At 68.0% G+C, this 17,495-nt stretch carries 13 protein-coding genes; 7 read left to right on the plus strand and 6 right to left on the minus strand.

Going from position 1 to position 17,495, the window contains the following annotated elements; all coding sequences use genetic code 11:
• Window positions 1-99: 99 nt before the first annotated feature.
• Window positions 100-2,562, minus strand: a complete 2,463-nt coding sequence (locus EP7_RS13530) for an FG-GAP-like repeat-containing protein (protein ID WP_463521496.1) — start codon at window positions 2,560-2,562, stop codon at window positions 100-102.
• 327 nt (window positions 2,563-2,889) lie between these two features.
• Between EP7_RS13530 and EP7_RS13535 the strand changes: the two genes are divergently transcribed.
• The 3 genes from EP7_RS13535 to EP7_RS13545 all read left to right on the plus strand — a co-directional run bounded on the left by EP7_RS13535 (window position 2,890) and on the right by EP7_RS13545 (window position 7,696).
• Complete coding sequence (locus EP7_RS13535) at window positions 2,890-3,795, plus strand: alpha/beta hydrolase (protein WP_463521498.1); 906 nt, start codon at window positions 2,890-2,892, stop codon at window positions 3,793-3,795.
• A 111-nt stretch (window positions 3,796-3,906) separates the two neighbouring features.
• A complete protein-coding gene (locus tag EP7_RS13540; RefSeq protein ID WP_463521500.1) occupies window positions 3,907-5,274 on the plus strand; it encodes a hypothetical protein in 1,368 nt (455 codons plus the stop codon).
• Window positions 5,275-5,635: 361 nt separating this feature from the next.
• The gene (locus EP7_RS13545; RefSeq protein WP_463521502.1) at window positions 5,636-7,696 is read left to right on the plus strand and encodes a PrkA family serine protein kinase; all 2,061 of its coding nucleotides are present in this window, start codon (window positions 5,636-5,638) and stop codon (window positions 7,694-7,696) included.
• A 95-nt stretch (window positions 7,697-7,791) separates the two neighbouring features.
• Here the strand turns inward: EP7_RS13545 and EP7_RS13550 are convergent, their stop codons facing one another.
• The 4 genes from EP7_RS13550 to EP7_RS13565 all read right to left on the minus strand — a co-directional run bounded on the left by EP7_RS13550 (window position 7,792) and on the right by EP7_RS13565 (window position 10,763).
• Window positions 7,792-8,256, minus strand: a complete 465-nt coding sequence (locus EP7_RS13550) for a YybH family protein (RefSeq protein ID WP_463521504.1) — start codon at window positions 8,254-8,256, stop codon at window positions 7,792-7,794.
• An 18-nt stretch (window positions 8,257-8,274) separates the two neighbouring features.
• Window positions 8,275-9,105 carry an ankyrin repeat domain-containing protein gene (locus EP7_RS13555; protein ID WP_463521506.1) on the minus strand — a complete coding sequence of 277 codons (831 nt, stop codon included), beginning with the start codon at window positions 9,103-9,105 and terminating at the stop codon, window positions 8,275-8,277.
• Window positions 9,106-9,366: 261 nt separating this feature from the next.
• The gene (locus EP7_RS13560; protein WP_463521508.1) at window positions 9,367-9,570 is read right to left on the minus strand and encodes a hypothetical protein; all 204 of its coding nucleotides are present in this window, start codon (window positions 9,568-9,570) and stop codon (window positions 9,367-9,369) included.
• 131 nt (window positions 9,571-9,701) lie between these two features.
• Entirely contained in the window at window positions 9,702-10,763 is a 1,062-nt protein-coding gene (locus EP7_RS13565; RefSeq protein ID WP_463521510.1) for a DUF1559 family PulG-like putative transporter, read from the minus strand.
• A gap of 758 nt (window positions 10,764-11,521) precedes the next feature.
• Here EP7_RS13565 and EP7_RS13570 point away from each other — a divergent pair.
• From EP7_RS13570 to EP7_RS13585, 4 genes are all read left to right on the plus strand, one after another.
• Complete coding sequence (locus EP7_RS13570) at window positions 11,522-12,430, plus strand: hypothetical protein (RefSeq protein WP_463521512.1); 909 nt, start codon at window positions 11,522-11,524, stop codon at window positions 12,428-12,430.
• Window positions 12,431-12,635: 205 nt separating this feature from the next.
• Window positions 12,636-13,745, plus strand: a complete 1,110-nt coding sequence (locus EP7_RS13575) for a DUF444 family protein (protein ID WP_463521514.1) — start codon at window positions 12,636-12,638, stop codon at window positions 13,743-13,745.
• A gap of 47 nt (window positions 13,746-13,792) precedes the next feature.
• Window positions 13,793-15,337, plus strand: a complete 1,545-nt coding sequence (locus tag EP7_RS13580) for a SpoVR family protein (RefSeq protein ID WP_463521516.1) — start codon at window positions 13,793-13,795, stop codon at window positions 15,335-15,337.
• A complete protein-coding gene (locus tag EP7_RS13585; protein WP_463521518.1) occupies window positions 15,300-15,782 on the plus strand; it encodes a hypothetical protein in 483 nt (160 codons plus the stop codon). Before EP7_RS13580 ends, EP7_RS13585 begins: the two co-directional genes overlap by 38 nt.
• Before the next feature lie 96 nt (window positions 15,783-15,878).
• On the opposite strand, the gene EP7_RS13590 is transcribed toward EP7_RS13585, so the two are convergent.
• Window positions 15,879-17,354 carry a Mur ligase family protein gene (locus tag EP7_RS13590; RefSeq protein WP_463521520.1) on the minus strand — a complete coding sequence of 492 codons (1,476 nt, stop codon included), beginning with the start codon at window positions 17,352-17,354 and terminating at the stop codon, window positions 15,879-15,881.
• Window positions 17,355-17,495 lie beyond the last annotated feature (141 nt).

Genomic DNA, 17,495 nt, shown 5'->3' on the forward strand with positions numbered 1-17,495 from the left:
GCCGGCACCGGTCGCCGGCCCGGTCATCGGGGTGGTCTCTTATTCGGAGCCCGAAATTCGCCGGATGTTGCGCGGAGACGCGTCAGAATTTCGTCGAGATCAGTGTGTGTCTTTGTTGACTCCGATCGCGATCAGTTTGCGGATGTTCTCGCCCTTCGTCGCGACCTTCGGGCCGTGGAGCGGCGGTTGGCGGAGGACGACGAAGGTGTCGGAGCCCTCGGTGATCTCGATCGCCTGGTCGGCGGCGAGGTCGTGGAAGGTCTGGGTCGTCTTGCTCGTCGGCCAGGTGATCGTCAGGCGGGCGACGGACTTGTCGTCGAGGAGGCCGACCAGCTCGTTCAGGCTGTTGCCTCCGAAGCTGCCGTTGTTGCCGACCGTGCGGAAGATCGATCGCGAGGGGCCTCCGGGGGCTTCGATGTCGACGCGGATCTTGGCGCCGATGGCGGAGCGGTTGGTCTGCTTGCCGACCAGCTTGAGCTTGAGCCAGTGGCGGCCCTGGCCGGGGTTCTGGAACAGGGTGTTGTAGCCACGGTCGCCCGGGAAGCCTCCGCCCAGGACCGCGTAGAGGTCGAGGTCGCCGTCGAAGTCCCAATCGGCGAACGAGATGCCGTGGCCCTTCTGGAGGTGGCCGGTGCCGGTGGGGCCGGTGACGTCCTCGAAGCGGCCCCCTCCGACGCTGCGGAGGGTCCTGTCGGGGATCAGGCCCGCGTAGGACATCCAGCCGGTGCCGAGGTGGAGGTCGAGGAAGCCGTCGTTGTCGATGTCGCCGCAGTTGACCGACATCGCCGGGATTGGCCGGCCGAGGCCGACGTCCTGGCTCACGTCGCGGAACTTGCCGTCGCCAATGTTTCGGTAGAGGCGAGGATGGCCGCCGCCCGCGACCGGGAGCCCCATCAGGTCGGCCACCGACTCGGAGAGGGTGCCCGCGAAATCGTTGAGGAAGAGGTCGAGGCGGCCGTCGTTGTCGTAGTCCCAGAAGAGGCAGCTGAAGCTGGACGCCGAGCCGGCGATGCCGACTTCCGCCGCGACATCGACGAATGTGCCGTCGCCCTTGTTGCGATACATGCGGCTGGCCCCGTTCATGTTCGAGACGAAGAGGTCGAGGTGCCCGTCGTCGTCGTAGTCGCCCCAGGCGACGCCCTTGGCGCAGCGGTCGTTCAGGACGCCCGCCGACCCGGCGACGTCGACGAACGTGCCGTCGCCCTGGTTGCGGTAGAGCCGGCTGCGGTTCCGCGGGTCTCGCCGGCCCGCGGTCGGGTTGCCGTCGGCGTTGAGATACTCGCCGCAGACGTACAGGTCGAGGCGGCCGTCGTTGTCGAAGTCGCCCCAGGCCGCCGCCTCCGACTGGATGGGTTCGGCCAGGCCGCCGGCATCGGTGACGTCTTCGAAGGCGCCCGCGCCCGTATTCCGCAGCAGCGACATCCGCATCGGCTTCTCCCAGCCGCCGCGCAGGAGGACGACGTCGAGGTCGCCGTCATTGTCGTAGTCGGCCCGCGCGACGTTCAGGGCGTAGATCTGGTCGTCGAGCCCGGCCGAGGTGGACCGGTCTTCGAAGGTGCCGTCTCCGCGATTGACGAAGAGGGCGGCGCCCTTGTCAGCGTCGAGCGAGGTGGAGAAAAGGTCGGGGAGGCCGTCGCCGTTGAAGTCGTCGAAGATGCTGCCGCCGGCGAGATTCGGGCCCCTGGCATCGAGGCCGACCAGCGGGGCGACGTTACTGAATCGGCCCGGGTCGGGCGTCGCGTCGGGCGGGTCGAGCTTGATCAGGTAGGCCGGCGGGACCTTGTCCGGATACTCGCCGAGGGTCATGTAAGCGAGGTTGAGCAGCCAGCGGACGCGGAGGTCGCCGGGGCGATCTTCCAGATACATCGTGAATTGCCGGATCGCCTCGCGCGAGCCGGCCTTGCGGGTGTGGACGGCCTCGGGCGCGATGGGCAGGATGCAGCTGGAAGGGCCGAGGCAGGCGATGCAGTTGGCCAGCTCCCCTTGACGCAGGGCAACGACGCCGAGCAAGGCCCGCACGTTGGCGCGGAGGTCGGCCGGCATCCCCGGCGTCCCGCTCACTTCCATGGCCCATTCGAGCCACGAGGTCGCCTCGCCGAATCGGCCCTCGGCCATGTGCACGAAGGCGATCTGGCGCCGGAGCTGGAACAACTGGAAGGCTTGCCTGGGCGATTGAGGCGGGTCGGGCAGCCGGTCGTGCTCCGCCTGATAGGCGGCGAGGGACGCGGAGGCACGCGAGTTGAGCGACGTCTTCAACTCCGCGAGGGTCCGATCCTCACGCGCCGGCGCACCGCCGAGGATCGCCCGGTAGATGCCCTGATCGATCTCGGAGCGGTCGACATAGACGCGAGCCGGCGTGCCCGGGGCATTCGGGTCCGGGAAGTTCTCGCCGATCACGAACCTCGCGGCCTGCCTGGCGGCCTTCGACAACGGGGCGACGGACGCGCCCTTGGACGTTCGACTCGCGCGAGGAACCCGCGAGTTCGTCCCCATCCCGAAGAGCCAGACGGTGGCTGCGAGACAACCCATGCTCACGACGAGCGATCGTTTTCCGAGTCGCATCGATCCGCGCTCCTTCTCGAACTCGAGTTTCAAAAGGGTCGCGGCCTGGGCACTGGGGCAACTCATGCGAATCGTTGGCTTATGGCGACCCCAAGCCTCTGCTGATCTCCTAAAAAATAAAACCTCAATCCTTAGGCGTCAGGATCGATTTGCCCGGCCGCGTTGGGTCGAAATTTTTCCACGGACCGGGTTCGACACGACCCGTGATGGGGCGTGATTTCGGTCGATCTGCCGTTCCGGGGAGCCCGGTCCGGGGGGTGGACTCGGGTCTGAGGTGGGGGGAGAATCGGGGCCGATGTCTGGATGAGGCTTTTGGGAGATGGACCGATGAAGATGGGCCCGATTCTGGCGATCTTGATGTGCTCGGCGGCCGTGGGGCAGGAGGTGGTGGCGAAGAAGGCGGTCCCGAAACGGTATGAGCTGGGGCCGGATTCGCAGGTGAAGGAGGGGGTGCCGCAGGGGAAGGTGACGGGGCCGTTCCTGTTCAAGAGCAAGGCGCTGGCCGGGACGGTGCGGAAGTACTGGGTTTATGTTCCGGCGCAGTATGACAAGGCCAAGGCGGCGGACCTGCTCGTGTTTCAGGACGGGGCCAGGGCGATCAACCCGTCGGGGGTTTTGCGGCTGCCGGTGGTGATGGACAACTTGATCGCCAAGGGGGAGATGCCGGTGACAATCGGGCTTTTTATCACCCCAGGGCAGCGCGGGGAGGAGTTCCCGGATTCGATCGGTACCGGAAACCCCAACAACCGGAGCGTGGAATATGACTCGCTGGGGGACGCCTATGCGCGGTTCCTGGTCGACGAGCTGCTGCCTGAGGTGGGGAAGACGTACAACCTGACGAAGGACCCCGAGGGCCGGGCGATCGGCGGTGCCAGCAGCGGGGCGATCTGCGCGTTCAACGTGGCCTGGGAGCGGCCCGACGCGTTCCGGAAGGTGATCAGCCTGATCGGCAGCTTCACCGACATCCGCGGCGGTCATGTCTATCCCGAGATGGTGCTGAAGGCGGAGAAGAAGCCGATCCGGGTGTTCTTGCAGGACGGGGTGCTGGACAACCGGAACCCGAAGCGGCCGACCCGCGACTGGCACTTGCAGAACCTGGCGATGATCGAGGCCTTGAAGTCGAAGGGGTATGACCTGAAGGTGGAGATTGGCGAGGGGGGGCACTCGGACGACCACGGGGGGATGTTGATGCCGGAGATCCTCCGCTGGCTCTGGCGGGATTCCGGGCGCTGAGCGCGTGGTGGCGGCGGGTCTCGCCTAGTACAATCGTCGCGGGCCGGGCGTGGCGATCTGTGTGATCGGGCCGCGCGGGGGCGAGGGTGCCGGGCGGGGGGCTTCGCGGTGGTGGAAGGCTTGCTGCTGTGGGGTCAGGCCGCTACGACGCCGGGCCCCGGGACGGCGGGGGGGACGGCGCTGGCCTTGCAGGCGCTGAGGCGTTGGTGCGCCAGCCTGACGCTCTCCTCGCCGGGGGCGTTGCCGGGCGCGACGGGCCTCTGGTGCTGGCTGGGAGGGCTGTCGGCCCTGCTGCTGGTCTCGGTCGTGCTGCAAGGGCCGAGGCGTGCGCTGGTGCAGCTGCTGGACCCCGCCGGGCATGCGAGGCTGCTGGCGGCGGCGATGGGCCGGCTGCGCAAGGCGGGCCGGGTGGTGGCGGCGACGATCGGCCTGGCGGTCCTGTCATGGACGGCCGACCAGGCGTTGGGGTACTTCTCCCTGTCCAGGGGCCAGGAAGACCTGCTGCGGCTGACCCGGTCGAGGTCGCTGGCGGAACTGGCCGCGGAGCACGGCGTGCTGGCGGCCCTGACGCCGCTACGCGACCTGTGCGGGCTGGCGGACAACACGCCGCTGCTGCTGCTGGCGGCGCTGCTGATCTTCCAGGCGTCGTCGGACCGCTGGAAGGCGGCGACGGACTCGACGAGCGACCTGCTGCGGGCCGGGTCGGGGTGGGCGTCGCTGAGCTGGGGCGCGATGGCGATCTATGCGTTCTACCGGGTCGGATCGAGGGTGATGGGGGCCAGGGATCTGCCGATGGGGGGATGCCTGGGGGTCGAGTCGCTGGTGATCCCCTCGCTGATGCTTTTGTGCGACGGGGCCCTGCTGGCCTGGGTGCTGAGCGAGCTGCGAGACTCGGGCGAGGGGGGCCCCGCCGGGGGCCCGCTGGACCCGATGAGGGTGCTGGGGCTGATGCCCGCGACGTCGTTGGCGTGCCTCGCGGCGATCCCTTCGCGCTACCTAGCGACGTTCACGGTGCTGGCCTATCCGCAGGTGGCGGGGCTATTCCCCGACAGCCGGGTTGCCGCCGCGATGTGGTGGCAGCTGGGGCCCGGCCTGGCGGCGATGCAGGGGGTAGCGCTGGTGACGGCGGGGCTGGCGGGCTCGGTGGCCTGGAACGGCGCCGGCGGCGCGGGGGCCTCGCTGGCGGGGTATGTCCGGCTCCTGCGTGCCGGGGGCGGCCGGCTGGTGGGCGTGCTGCTCGGCGGGGGCGTGGCGGCGGGCCTGGCGGCCGCGCTGGTGTACGGGCTGGTGCTGGCGTTGCCGCCGCAGGGCTGGGTGCTGGCGGCGGCGGACGCTTATGCACACTACGCGACGCTGCCGGTCGGGCTGCTGGTGCTCTCGGCGATGGTGGAGCTGGGGCGGTCGTCGGCGCGCGTGGATGCGATCGAGGTGGTCGAGGTGACGCCGGCGCTGAAGGTGGAGCAGGTCGAGTTCGCCTGAGCCCGCGGGCGTCGAAGCGGCGGGTGCTCGCGTGCTTGACAGGCGGAGAGGCCGAAGGCTGTAATTAGACGTGGGTGGCGGAGCCGGGCATCGGAGGCCCTGACCGTCGCCCTGTCCCGCCCACTCGACGCGGAGACCCAGCTCGACCCTCCGGCCCATTCGGGGGCGGACCTCGCCGGCGGCCCGTCCGGGGCCCCGGATCCCGGGCCCGTCCACCCCCTTCAGCTTGCTCGGCTTGACAATCCGGACCCGCCCGCATCGGGAGACCCCCGGCCCGCGAAGGTGCCGGCCCGGCTGCCCGGCCCGACGCGCGTGCGCCCGATCCATTCGTCGGATCCAACGCTCAGGAGGGAATCCGCTCATGCCCGCAGGAACGGATCTGATCGCCCTGATCGCCGACCGCCAGAATCTGGCCGACTACCAGAAGATGAACTGGCACGGCACCTTCGCCGACTACCTGGACGTCGTCCAGCGCGACACACGGGTCACCCGCACCGCCTATCAGCGGTTGTACGATATGATCCTCAGCCACGGCACCGAGGAGGCCGTGGTCAACAAGGAGAAGGTGACCCGGTTCCGCTTCTTCGACGACCCGACCAACAACGGCGACGACGCCATCTTCGGGCTCGACCGCACGGTGATGAGCCTGGTCAACGTCCTGAAGAGCGCCGCCAACCGCTACGGCACCGAGCGCCGGGTGCTGCTGCTGCACGGCCCGGTGGGCAGCTCCAAAAGCACGATCGCACGGCTCCTGAAGAAGGGACTTGAGGCCTACTCGCGCTCCGACGAGGGGGCCCTCTTCACGTTCGGCTGGCGCGAGGAGGCGATCGACGGCCTGGAGACGTATGTCGACTGCCCGATGCACGAGGACCCGCTGCACCTCGTCACCAACGACCTACGCCCCCAGTTCCTGGCCCAGCTCAACCGGAACGTGGAGCCGGGCGGATACGAGGTCATCATCGAGGGGGACCTCTGCCCGTTCTGCCGCCAGACGTTCAACGAGCGCATGGCTCGTTATGAAGGGAGCCTGGAGCGGGTGCTCCAGGACGTGCGGGTGCGGCGGCTGGTACTCTCCGAGCAGGACCGCGTGGGCATCGGCACGTTCCAGCCCAAGGACGAGAAGAACCAGGACGCGACCGAGCTGACCGGCGACATCAACTACCGCAAGATCGCCGAGTACGGCACCGAGAGCGACCCGCGCGCGTTCAACTTCGACGGCGAGTTCAACATCGCCAACCGCGGCATCATCGAGTTCATCGAGGTCTTGAAGCTGGACGTGGCCTTCCTATACGACCTGCTGGGGGCCAGCCAGGAACACAAGATCAAGCCGAAGAAGTTCGCGCAGACGGACATCGACGAGGTGATCATCGGGCACACCAACGAGCCCGAGTACAAGAAACTCCAGTCGAATGAGTTCATGGAAGCCCTACGCGACCGGACCGTCAAGATCGACGTGCCGTACGTGACCAGGCTCTCCGACGAGGTGCAGATCTACGAGAAGGATTACAACACCCGCAAGGTGCGCGGCAAGAAGATCGCGCCGCACACCCTGGAGGTGGCCGCGATGTGGGCGGTGCTCACGCGGCTTGAGGAGCCCAAGAACGCCGGGCTCACCCTGATGCAGAAGCTGAAGCTGTACAACGGCAAGACCCTGCCGGGCTTCACCGAGGACAACATCAAGGAGCTGCGCGAAGAGGCCGAGCGCGAGGGGATGCACGGGATCAGCCCGCGGTACGTGCAGGACAAGATCTCCAACGCCTTGGTCTCGCACGCCGACGAGCGGTCGGTCAACCCGTTCATGGTGCTCAACGAGCTGGAATCGGGCCTGAAGCACCACTCGCTCATCAACAACGAAGACGTGCGCAAGCACTACAAGCACCTGCTGTCGATCGTGAAGGAAGAATACGAGGACATCGTCAAGAACGAGGTCCAGCGCGCCATCGCCGCCGACGAGGAGGCCCTGACGCGGCTCTGCTCCAATTACATCGACAACGTCAAGGCCTACACCCAGCGCGAGAAGGTCAAGAACAAGTACACCGGCCAGAGCGAGGAGCCCGACGAGCGCCTGATGCGGTCGATCGAGGAGAAGATCGACATCCCCGAGAGCCGCAAGGACGACTTCCGCCGCGAGATCATGAACTACATCGGCGCGCTGTCACTCGACGGCAAGAAGTTCGACTACAAGACCAACGAACGCCTGCAAAAAGCCCTGGAATTGAAGCTGTTCCAGGACCAGAAGGACACGATCAAGCTGACGAGCCTGGTCTCCAACGTGGTCGACAAGGACACGCAGGAGAAGATCGACATCGTCAAGGGTCGCCTCATCCGCACCTACGGCTACGACGAAGACTCCGCCACCGACGTCCTCAACTACGTCGCCAGCATCTTCGCCCGCGGCGACGTCAAGCGCGGCAGCCACTGACCGATCGACGCGGACTCATCGCCGAAGATCCAAAGGGGGCGTGCGGTCAACGGGCCGCAGGCCCCCTTTGACATTCGAGGATGCTCAATCGCCCATCAGTTCAACGCCGGCAGCATGTTGCGGATCGCCGCGATCCGCCAGCCGTCGGGCCCGCGTTTCAGGGTGATCGCCGTCCACATCTCGCGGGTTTTCCCGGCACCTTCGCCGCCGAGCTGCCGGTAGCGGCCGTCGACGAGCGCGATGTCCGGGGAGAGATGGCGAACGGTCTCGACGTCGATGGTGCGCCTGGCCGGGTTCTTCGCCGAGGACGCCAGCATCCCCTTCACCAGGACGTCGCGGCCCTTCCGCCAGGTCCCGTCGGAAACGAGCTGGTCGGCGTCCTCGGTCAGCAGGGCCTCGATGGCCTTCGGATCCTTCGCCTCGCGGGAATCCACGTATTTCTGCACCACCACGCGGATGGCCGCGTCGTCGTCGGCGGGAGCCTGAGCGTGGAGGGGTGTGCAGGTCGCGGCATGAAGGAGGAGGACGCAGGCAATCGCGGGGCAGGGGCGGAGGCGCATGGTCGGGCTCCTCGGAAGTCAGCGGGACGTCGGCGGCCGGTCGTGCCCGGGCCGCTTGATGGCCACCGAAAGTAACCGGATCACCCCCTCGAAGTCACCCTCGCGTGCGATCCGCTCCGAGCAGGCGCGGTATTGCTCCACCATGTCCAGCTCGGGTAAGTGTTCCTCCATCATCGCGCGCGTCTCGGGGGTCAGATCCAGGGACTCGCAGAGGTCGGCGACGCTCCGCGGCCTGGTGTAGACCGATTTGAGGTACTCAAGAACGTCCGGGTCGGGGCCCTTGCTGGAGTATTCGGCGATTTCGAGAGGGGTTCGCTCCTGGATCGTGTCTCGCAAGGTGGGATCCGCACCCCGTTCGAGCAGGAGCCTCACCGTCTCGACGCGGCCGGAGAAGGCGGCCTCCATCAGCGGGGTCTCGGCGGCGTCGATCTCCTTGCGTCGGTCGATGGTCGCGCCCGCGTCGAGCAGCAATCGAGCCTTCTCGGCGTGGCCTTTCGAGGCCGCCATGTGGAGCGGGGTATATCCGTTCATCCCGGTCCGGTGGATGTCGGCGCCCGCCTCGATCAGCATGGAGACGATCTGGGTCGACGCCGGTTCGGTCGACTCGATGGCCGTGAGCAGGGTCGTGTAACCGTCGTCCACGTCCGGGTCGGGGGCGGCGCCATGGTCGAGCATGAAGCGAACGAGGTCGGCGTCGTCGAACTGGACGGCGAACATCAACGGGGCGGTCTCGCAGAGCTCGCGGGACCTGAGGTAGGTCGGGTCGTCCAGCACTCGCCGCCTGACCGCGTCGACATCGCCGCGTTCAAGTGCGTCGGACGTCCAGTTCTCGTCGTATCCGCTGCTCATGTTCGCGTCTCGCACCGCCTCGGTCGCCTGGACGTGCCGACCGGCACCCGAGCGCAAGCGTGGCGAGCCGGAGTTCCTGGGAGATCCTGAGAATTGCCGACCACGCGCCGCCCCGTTGATTTTCCTCCATCGGGTAGCGATCGGCCAGATCCATCCGAGACCACGAGCGACCGGACGACGAGCAGGGCCGGGGGCACTCCGACCCTGCTCGTCAGTCAGTCTTGGTCGCCTCGCCCGGACGGGCCGTTACGGGGCGATCGATCAGCGGGCCTTGGTGAGCTTCTTTTTGGAGTTGGCCGCCTTGCTCTTGTTGATCTCCTGCTCGTACTTCGAGACGGATTGAGTCGTCGGGTCGCTCGGCCCACTGGCCGCTTCAGAGCCTCCACAACCTTGCAGGCCCATGAGCGCAGGCAACGTGAGGAAGAGGATGAGCACGCGGAAACGCACGAGGGCCCTGGCGTTCATGCGAGGAAACTCCCATAACTTCCTGGTGAAGGTGTCCGCGGTGCGGGCGTCCCCGCGCGAATGGGACGCCCGCCCGCTCCGGAGTGTCGCTCGGGACAACGCCCCGGTGTCGAGGGATTGAGCGGGTCTGATCAGTACGCGTCAGAGCTGACGATTTCGCCGCCGTTGCGGGTTCCCAGGCCCATGTAGGTCTGCTGGTTGACGGTGTCCTTGATGAACTTGACGCTGCCGTCGGCCATCATGAAGTTGGCGCCGCCGGGGTGGGTGCTGGTGGCCATCGCGGGGCCGTTCTGCTCGGGCCAGCAGTCGGCGCTGCAGTCGGTCCGGCAGCCCATGACGTGCGGTCCGTTGGGGGGCTGGATCGTGTTGAATAGCGAGAGGTTGAACCCGCCGACGGTCCACCAGCGTCCGGCCCAGTTCGCCTCGGTGACGCCGACCTTCTGGTAGCCGTTGAGGTCGCACTGGGCCTCGAGCTGCTTGAAGAGGGCGAATTCGACCAGGGCATTGCCCGTGACGGGGTCGCCGCCCGCGGTGATGTCCCAGATTCCCGCGCCGCCGCCCCAGCCGTCGGAGCGGCTCCACTTGCCGCGCTGGCCGTCGCCGCCGGCCTGCTCGCCGAAGGCGATGGTGTTCGACGAGCCGTCGGTGCAGTCCCGGAGCCCGTAGCAGATGTCGACGGTGAACAGCCCGTTTGTGGGCAGGCCGATCCCCTGGCCGTTGCTGCCGCCGCCCCGCTGGATCTTGGCGAACGTGCCGGTGCTGGCCTTGTAGTTGTTCTGGATCACCTGGTCGCGCACCCCGTCCGACGGGCAGAGGAACGAGGCGACCTTCATGTTCAGCGTCGTGGCGTTGGCATCGTCCGAAGGTGCCCAGTACTGGAAGTTCAGGCAGTTGAAGGCCGCGCCCTGCTCCATGTACTGCGCCATCATCGCCAGGGCGCCCCAGTACTGCCAGGCCCCGTTCATGCCGTTGGGGCCGAAGCCGGGCCGCAGCTCGCCGATGGGGAAGGTGTCCTGCGAGCTGTGGTAATTGTGGATCGCCAGGCCCAGCTGCTTCAGGTTATTGATGCACTGCGCCCGCCTGGCGGCCTCGCGTGCGCTCTGGACCGCGGGGAGGAGCAGCGCGATGAGCACCGCGATGATGGAGATGACCACCAGCAGCTCGATGAGCGTGAAGCCACGTGACCGTTTCATCATGAGTCTCCTCACAACGCACTGGGTCCGACGGCATGGATGCGCACTCGCCTGACGCAGCGGGAGCATTCCACCCGTGCCAGACGGACGCCCCCCGATCGGTCGGCGGACCCGCCGCGCGACGATGACAGAGGGCACGACTTGTAGGGCACTGAAATCAAGAAGTGACCATCGAAGCCTTCGCCCCCGGAAGGGCACCCCGACGATGGCTCCCTGCAGCATCCGGCTCGGACGCGGATGTGTCAACTAAATTAGGCTTGTTTGAAGAAATTCATCCTCTCCCCATTCCCGGTGTTTCCGCGGATCCATGGCGATCGGGAGCGTCTGGACGTAGTGTTCGCATGGTGGAAGTGGCCATTGTGAACGGGATTGCTTCGGCCTGAACGCTTGCCTGGGCGTGGCTGGTAGGCCCGCGCGTCCGATCTTGGGCGAGGCACGAGCCGGGCGATCGGCGGCCGCGGCGGGGCGAGACTCGCCCGTCCCGCCAACCGAGATTCCCGATGCGTCGGGCCTCGCAGGCGACGCCTTCGCGCCGCGATTCCGGCCCGACCGCGATCGATCATGGATCAAGACTCTTCGACCCGTTGCCGCTCAGCACGTGGTCGAGGTGCCCTGGCGAGTTCGGATGCGGCGCCGGCTCATGGACGGCGTGCGGCCTCGGGGGGCGGGACGTCGCGTCATTTCCTTCCTGGGCCCGCGCGAACGTCAACTACGTTTGCGAGGTGGCTCCTGACGACGCATCCAAAGAGGTCCCGATCATGACGAAGTCTCTCCGGATTTTCGGCTTCGGCCTCGCGGCGGTTCTGGGCATGGGCATCGGGCAGGTCGCGGCCGGCGAGGTCGTCATCCGGTCGAACGCCGTCGGCGGCGACGCGTTCACCCACACCGGGCCGAACCCCCCGAGGGACAAGAGCCAGGCCATCGGGGCGACGGGCTGGAACTACGCCAATGTCCGCGTCGGCGGCACGGTGGGCATCGACGGGACTTACCGCGACCCGAATCCGACCACGGGCTCGACCGGCTCGGTTCACTTCAAGGGGACCGATGGGAATGCCAAGGCGGACGTGGAGCTGTACGCCCCGCTGGGCAGGCTCGGCGACCTGACGAGCCTGAGCTACGACTGGTACCGCTCGGGCGCCTCGGCCGCGACGGCCCACCTGCACCCCACGCTCCGGCTGATCATCCAGGGGAGCCAGGGGATCGGCTACCTCATCTTCGAGCGCGTGTACAACGCCGGGACGGCGGGCCCGGCCCCGTCGGACACCTGGACCCATGAGGACCTGTTCCACACGAACCCGGGCACGGCCGGCAACCCGACGGCCAAGATGTGGGTCAACGGGACCGAGGTGTTCAGCAACACGCTGAGCGATTACATCAACCTGGACCCCGCCCAGACCCTGGCCGGCAACCGGTTCGGGTTCAGCGAGGACAGCCTGATCGTGGGCCTGAGCTCGGGCATCGGGTCGGGCTGGGGCTCGTTCGACGGGGGGGTGGACAACATCGGGATCGGCTTCAACGGGCTGGCGCCGACGGCCTATAATTTCGAGGTTCAGGGCGTCAACCCGGTGCCCGAGCCCTCGAGCCTGTTGATGGGCGGCACCTGCGCGGCCCTGGGCCTGGGGCTGGCCGCGTTGCGGAATCGCAAGAAGCGGCCCGTCGTGGCTTGATCGAACGGGTGTCCTTGGTATACGTTTGAGACGCAGGACTCGTCGCGCGACCCCGGCCCGAAGAGGCCCGAGGCCGTGCGGCGGGCCGACGCCAGCCCCGGGCCCGCCCGACGCGGGACGCGATGGAGCGCACCGTCTCGGCTCGCCGGCGTCGGCCGAGGCGCGGACCGCGGCGGATCGTCCCAAACGGCGAGGGTATCAGGCCGTGGTCCGAAAAATCGAGCGGGACGCCAACCGGTTCAAGCAGATCGTCCGCGGCAAGATCAAGGCCGACCTGCGTAAGTACATCACGCATGGCGAGATGATCGGCAAGACCGGGGGGGAGTTCGTCTCCATCCCCCTGCCTCAGATCCAGATCCCCGAGTTCCGCTACGGCCCCAAGGGGGGCGGCGGGGTCGGCCAGGGTCCCGGCGACGTCGGCACCCCCATCGGCCGCTCGGGCGACGACCCCAGCCAGGGCGAGGGGGCCGCGGGAGACTCCCCCGGCCAGCACATCCTCGAGGTCGAGCTGACCATGGACGAGCTGGCCGAGATCCTCGGCGAGGGGCTCGCCCTGCCGCGCATCCAGCCCAAGGGTCGCGCCAACATCGTCGAGGAGAAGGACAAGTACACCGGCATCCGCCAGGCCGGGCCCGAGAGCCTGCGGCACTTCAAGCGGACCTACAAGAAGGCCCTGAAGCGGCAGATCGCCTCGAATACCTACAACCCCGCCGACCCGCTGGTGATCCCCGTCCGCGAGGACAAGCTCTACCGGTCGTGGAACCCGATCTCGCTGCCGCACACCAACGCGGTGGTGCTCTACCTGATGGACGTCTCGGGCAGCATGACCGACGACCAGAAGGAGATCGTCCGCATCGAGGCCTTCTGGATCGACACCTGGCTGCGCAGCCAGTATGACGGCGTGACCACCCGCTACATCATCCACGACGCCGTCGCACGCGAGGTCGACCAGCACACCTTCTACCACACCCGCGAGAGCGGCGGCACGCGGATCAGCTCGGCCTACAACCTGGCGAACAAGATCATCGAGGCCGACCACCCCCCGGCCGACTGGAACATCTACGTCCTGCACTTCTCCGACGGCGACAACTGGGGCGAGGACAATCGCCAGTGCATCGCCACCCTGCGCGACTCGATCCTGCCCAAGTGCAACCTCTTCGGCTATGGCCAGGTGGAGAGCCCCTACGGCTCCGGCGAGTTCTATCGCGAGCTTGAAGAGGCCTTCGAGGACGTGCCCAACCTGGCCCTCTCGGAGATCCGCAACAAGGACGGCATCTACGACTCGATCAAGGAATTCCTGGGACGGGGCCGCTAGCCAAGAGCAGCCCGGCCCGGACAGGGGGGCGATCGCCGATGTCGATCATGAGCACCGAGCACAACCTGCCGGCCGACCTCCGCGCGCTCCAGGTCGAGATCGAGGGGCACGCCCGCGAGTTCGGCCTGGACTTCTACGACACCGTCTTCGAGGTGCTCGACTACGACGAGCTCTCCGAGATCGCCGCCCTGGGGGGCTTCCCCACCCGCTACCCCCACTGGCGGTTCGGCATGGAGTACGAGCAGCTCTCCAAGGGCTATCGCTACGGGCTCCAGAAGATCTACGAGATGGTCATCAACAATGACCCCTGCTACGCCTACCTGCTGCGCTGCAACCAGCGGGTCGACCAGAAGCTCGTCATGGCCCACGTCTACGGCCACAACGACTTCTTCAAGAACAACGTCTGGTTCAGCCAGACCAGCCGCAAGATGATGGACGAGACGGCCAACCACGGCAACCGGATCCGGTCGGCCATGGAACGCCACGGCGAGGAGACCGTCGAGAGCTTCATCGACAGCTGCCTGTCGCTGGAGAACCTGATCGACATCTACTCGCCGTTCATCAAGCGGCGGGGCACGCCCGACCGGTACGACTTCTCGGCCGCCGGCGAGGCCGAGGGGGTCGGCCGCAAGTTCCGCAGCAAGGACTACATGGATTCGTACGTGAATCCGCCGGAGTACCTCAAGGAGATGGCCCGCAGGGAAGAGGCCGAGGCGCAGAAGGCCAGGCAGTTCCCCGAGCAGCCCGAGCGCGACGTCATGCTCTTCCTGCTGGAGCACGCCCCGCTGAACGCCTGGCAACGCGACGTGCTCGACATCGTGCGGCAGGAGGCGTACTACTTCGCCCCCCAGGGTCAGACCAAGATCATGAACGAGGGCTGGGCTTCGTTCTGGCACTCGACCATCATGACCACCCGCACGCTCGAGCCCTCCGAGCTGGTCGACTACGCCGACCATCACTCGGGGACGATGGCCACGCAGCCGGGCAGGCTGAACCCCTACAAGCTCGGCATCGAGCTGTTCCGCGACATCGAGGAGCGCTGGGACCGCGGCCAGTTCGGCCCCGAGTACGACGAGTGCGAGAACTCCGAGGTGAAGCGGCGCTGGGACAAGAAGCTCGGCTTGGGCCGCAAGAAGATCTTCGAGGTCCGGAGCATCTATAATGACGTGACGTTCATCGACACGTTCCTGACCCCCGAGTTCTGCCGGCGTCACGGCCTGTTCAGCTTCAAGCACAACGACCTGAGCGAGACGTACGAGATCGAGAGCCGCGAGTTCAAGAAGATCAAGGAGCGGCTGCTCTTCGGCCTGACCAACTTCGGCCAGCCGATCATCCGGGTGAAGGACGGCAACCACCGCAACCGCGGCGAGATGTACCTGCTGCACGAGCACTTCGGCGCCGACCTGAAGCTGGACCACGCCCAGGACACCCTGCGCCACCTGCACCGACTCTGGACCCGCCCGGTCCACCTGGAGACGATCATCGACGGGCGGGCGAACCTCCTCTCATTCGACGGGTCGGAGCACTCCGTCCGCCCGCTCGGGGGAATCAGCCATGAGCAGCCTGAGCCGAGACCTGTCCGCCGCGGTTGACTCGATCGATGCCGGCCGCCTGCCCGCGAAGGTGTCCGTCGAGAACGGCCCGCACCGGGTCGAGCTCGACCTGGTGGCCGGCGGGCCCGTGGGCGTCTCGTTCGACCGCCTCGACTTCGCCGCCGAGGGGGTGAACGACAAGACCCCGGCCGAGCTGCGCGGCCGCGCCGACCGCGTCGCCGGCCGATTGTCGTACCTGATGGAGCCGCTGGCCGTCGTCGAGCACGACCCGCAAGGCGCCGGCGTGGTGATCCGCAGCCAGCCCCCCTCGCAGCGAGGCGACGTTCATGCCTACTACGAGGCCAACCTGCGCGACGACGGCCACCTGACCCTGGGCCGGGTCGCCTTCGATGAGACGGACCGCGAGCGTCACCCCGTCCCCTGCCAGCTCACCCGCGAGGCCCTCGACCGCCTGGTCGACGACCTCGCCGACGTCATCCGCTGAGCCCCGACCGAAGGCCGCCCCGGCTGTCCCGGCTGCCATGCTCATGCCACGCAGGGGCATGACGCCGGGGGATCGGGCGGAGGTGTGTCGCCCTGCTCAATGGCGGTCGCGGAGCCAGTCGGCGGCGATGGCGGCGTCGTCGAAGGGGATGACCCCGCTGGCCAGGATCTGGACGCCGCTGCGCCCCTTGCCGGCCAGCAGGACGGCGTCGCCGGGCTTGGCGGCGGCGAGCGCGGCCTCGATGGCCGCGCGGCGGTCGGGCAAGACCCGGACCCGGCCGGGGCGGCGGAAGCCCGCGAGCAGGTCGTCGAGGATCGCGTCGAGGGGTTCGGTGCGTGGGTTGTCGGCGGTGAGGATCACCGAGTCGGCCCCCATCTCGGCGGCGCGGGCCAGTCCCAGGCGACGGTTTCGATTCCGGTCCCCCTCGGCCCCCAGCACGCAGTGGATGCGGCGAGCGCCCAGGGCACGCAGCGTTCCCAGGGCCGAGCTCAGTTCGCCCTCGGTGCACGCGGCGTCGACGCGGACGTCGAAGTCCTGGCCTTCGGAGACCTGTTCGAGCCGCGCAGGCATGCGGGCGGCGGATTCAAGGCCGGCGACGATGGCGTCGAGCGGCAGGCCCAGGGCCCGGCCCACGCCCGCGGCGGCCAGGGCATGCTCGACGTGCCCGCGGCCGACCAGCGAGAGGCTGACCGTGGCCTCGCCGTCGAGCCCGACCAGGCGGAACCGCGAGCCACGCGCGTCGATGCGCTCGATGACGGCGCCGATGCCCGAGTCGTCGCCCAGGCCGAACGAGACGCGGTCGGCGTCCAGGTTGACGGCGCCCAGGAGGTCGGCATCGCGGTCGTCGGCGTTGACCACGGCGGCCCCGCCGGGTCGGACCTGCTTCATCAGGCGGGCTGCGGCGCGTCGGCGCCAGGCGCGGGCCTCGCCGTCGTCGCAGAGCGGGTCGTCCAGGGTAGTCACCACGCCCGCGGCGAACCTGATCCCGTCGGCCCTGCGGCCGTCGAGGGCCTCGTTGGGCAACTCGACGACGGCGGCCGAGCAGCCCCGGTCGGCCATGGCGGCGAGCATCAGCGAGAGCCCTTCGGCGTCGGGCAGCCTCGGGCCGCTGGGGCGGGTGGTCAGGCCGTCGGACCAGTCCGAGGAGCCGATCCAGCCGACCCGCTCGCCGGCCGCTTCCAGGATCGACCGGATGAGCAGGGCGGTCGCCGCCTTGCCCCGGGTGCCGGCCACGCCGACGACCTGCATCCGCGCCGAGGGATCGCCGGCCAGCGTGTGGCAGAGCGACCCGCGGGCCATGTCGGTGTCGGGCACGATGACTTGCAGCCGGCCGACGCTCGACCGGTCTCGCTCGGCCGCCAGCCCCGAGAGGCTCCGCCCGAAGGCCTGGCCGACATGCCCGCGCACCTCAAGCCTGCGTCCCGAGATCGCCGCGGAGGTCCGCACCGTCTCGCGCCGAGGTCGCTCTTCGTTCCCAGCCTCGCCATCAACGCCAGGTTCGGCGATCAGCCGCCTGAAGTGGGCCGAGGGGGCATCCGCCTGCGGGGAACGGTCGATGTACCAGCGAGCCATTGTTGAGCCTCCATGCTGCGACTTCGTTGTGCGGCGGGTTCAATCCCCCGCCGGGCCGCCAGCATCATGCTCGGCCGCCCCGATCCTCACGCGCCCATCGGTGGCGCCCGCGCATTCTGAGTTGACTCGCCCGAAAAGACA

It is taken from the genome of Isosphaeraceae bacterium EP7, assembly GCA_038400315.1.
In the GTDB taxonomy this organism is placed as follows: Bacteria; Planctomycetota; Planctomycetia; order Isosphaerales; family Isosphaeraceae; genus EP7.

What these genes read in the sequence shown, in the direction of transcription:
- EP7_RS13570 (WP_463521512.1), top strand. Translation starts at nt 11,522, where the DNA reads ATGACGAAGTCTCTCCGGATTTTCGGCTTCGGCCTCGCGGCGGTTCTG.
- EP7_RS13590 (WP_463521520.1), bottom strand. Translation starts at nt 17,354, where the DNA reads ATGGCTCGCTGGTACATCGACCGTTCCCCGCAGGCGGATGCCCCCTCG.
- EP7_RS13580 (WP_463521516.1), top strand. Translation starts at nt 13,793, where the DNA reads ATGAGCACCGAGCACAACCTGCCGGCCGACCTCCGCGCGCTCCAGGTC.
- EP7_RS13530 (WP_463521496.1), bottom strand. Translation starts at nt 2,562, where the DNA reads ATGCGACTCGGAAAACGATCGCTCGTCGTGAGCATGGGTTGTCTCGCA.
- EP7_RS13555 (WP_463521506.1), bottom strand. Translation starts at nt 9,105, where the DNA reads ATGAGCAGCGGATACGACGAGAACTGGACGTCCGACGCACTTGAACGC.
- EP7_RS13565 (WP_463521510.1), bottom strand. Translation starts at nt 10,763, where the DNA reads ATGAAACGGTCACGTGGCTTCACGCTCATCGAGCTGCTGGTGGTCATC.
- EP7_RS13560 (WP_463521508.1), bottom strand. Translation starts at nt 9,570, where the DNA reads ATGAACGCCAGGGCCCTCGTGCGTTTCCGCGTGCTCATCCTCTTCCTC.
- EP7_RS13535 (WP_463521498.1), top strand. Translation starts at nt 2,890, where the DNA reads ATGAAGATGGGCCCGATTCTGGCGATCTTGATGTGCTCGGCGGCCGTG.
- EP7_RS13585 (WP_463521518.1), top strand. Translation starts at nt 15,300, where the DNA reads ATGAGCAGCCTGAGCCGAGACCTGTCCGCCGCGGTTGACTCGATCGAT.
- EP7_RS13550 (WP_463521504.1), bottom strand. Translation starts at nt 8,256, where the DNA reads ATGCGCCTCCGCCCCTGCCCCGCGATTGCCTGCGTCCTCCTCCTTCAT.
- EP7_RS13545 (WP_463521502.1), top strand. Translation starts at nt 5,636, where the DNA reads ATGCCCGCAGGAACGGATCTGATCGCCCTGATCGCCGACCGCCAGAAT.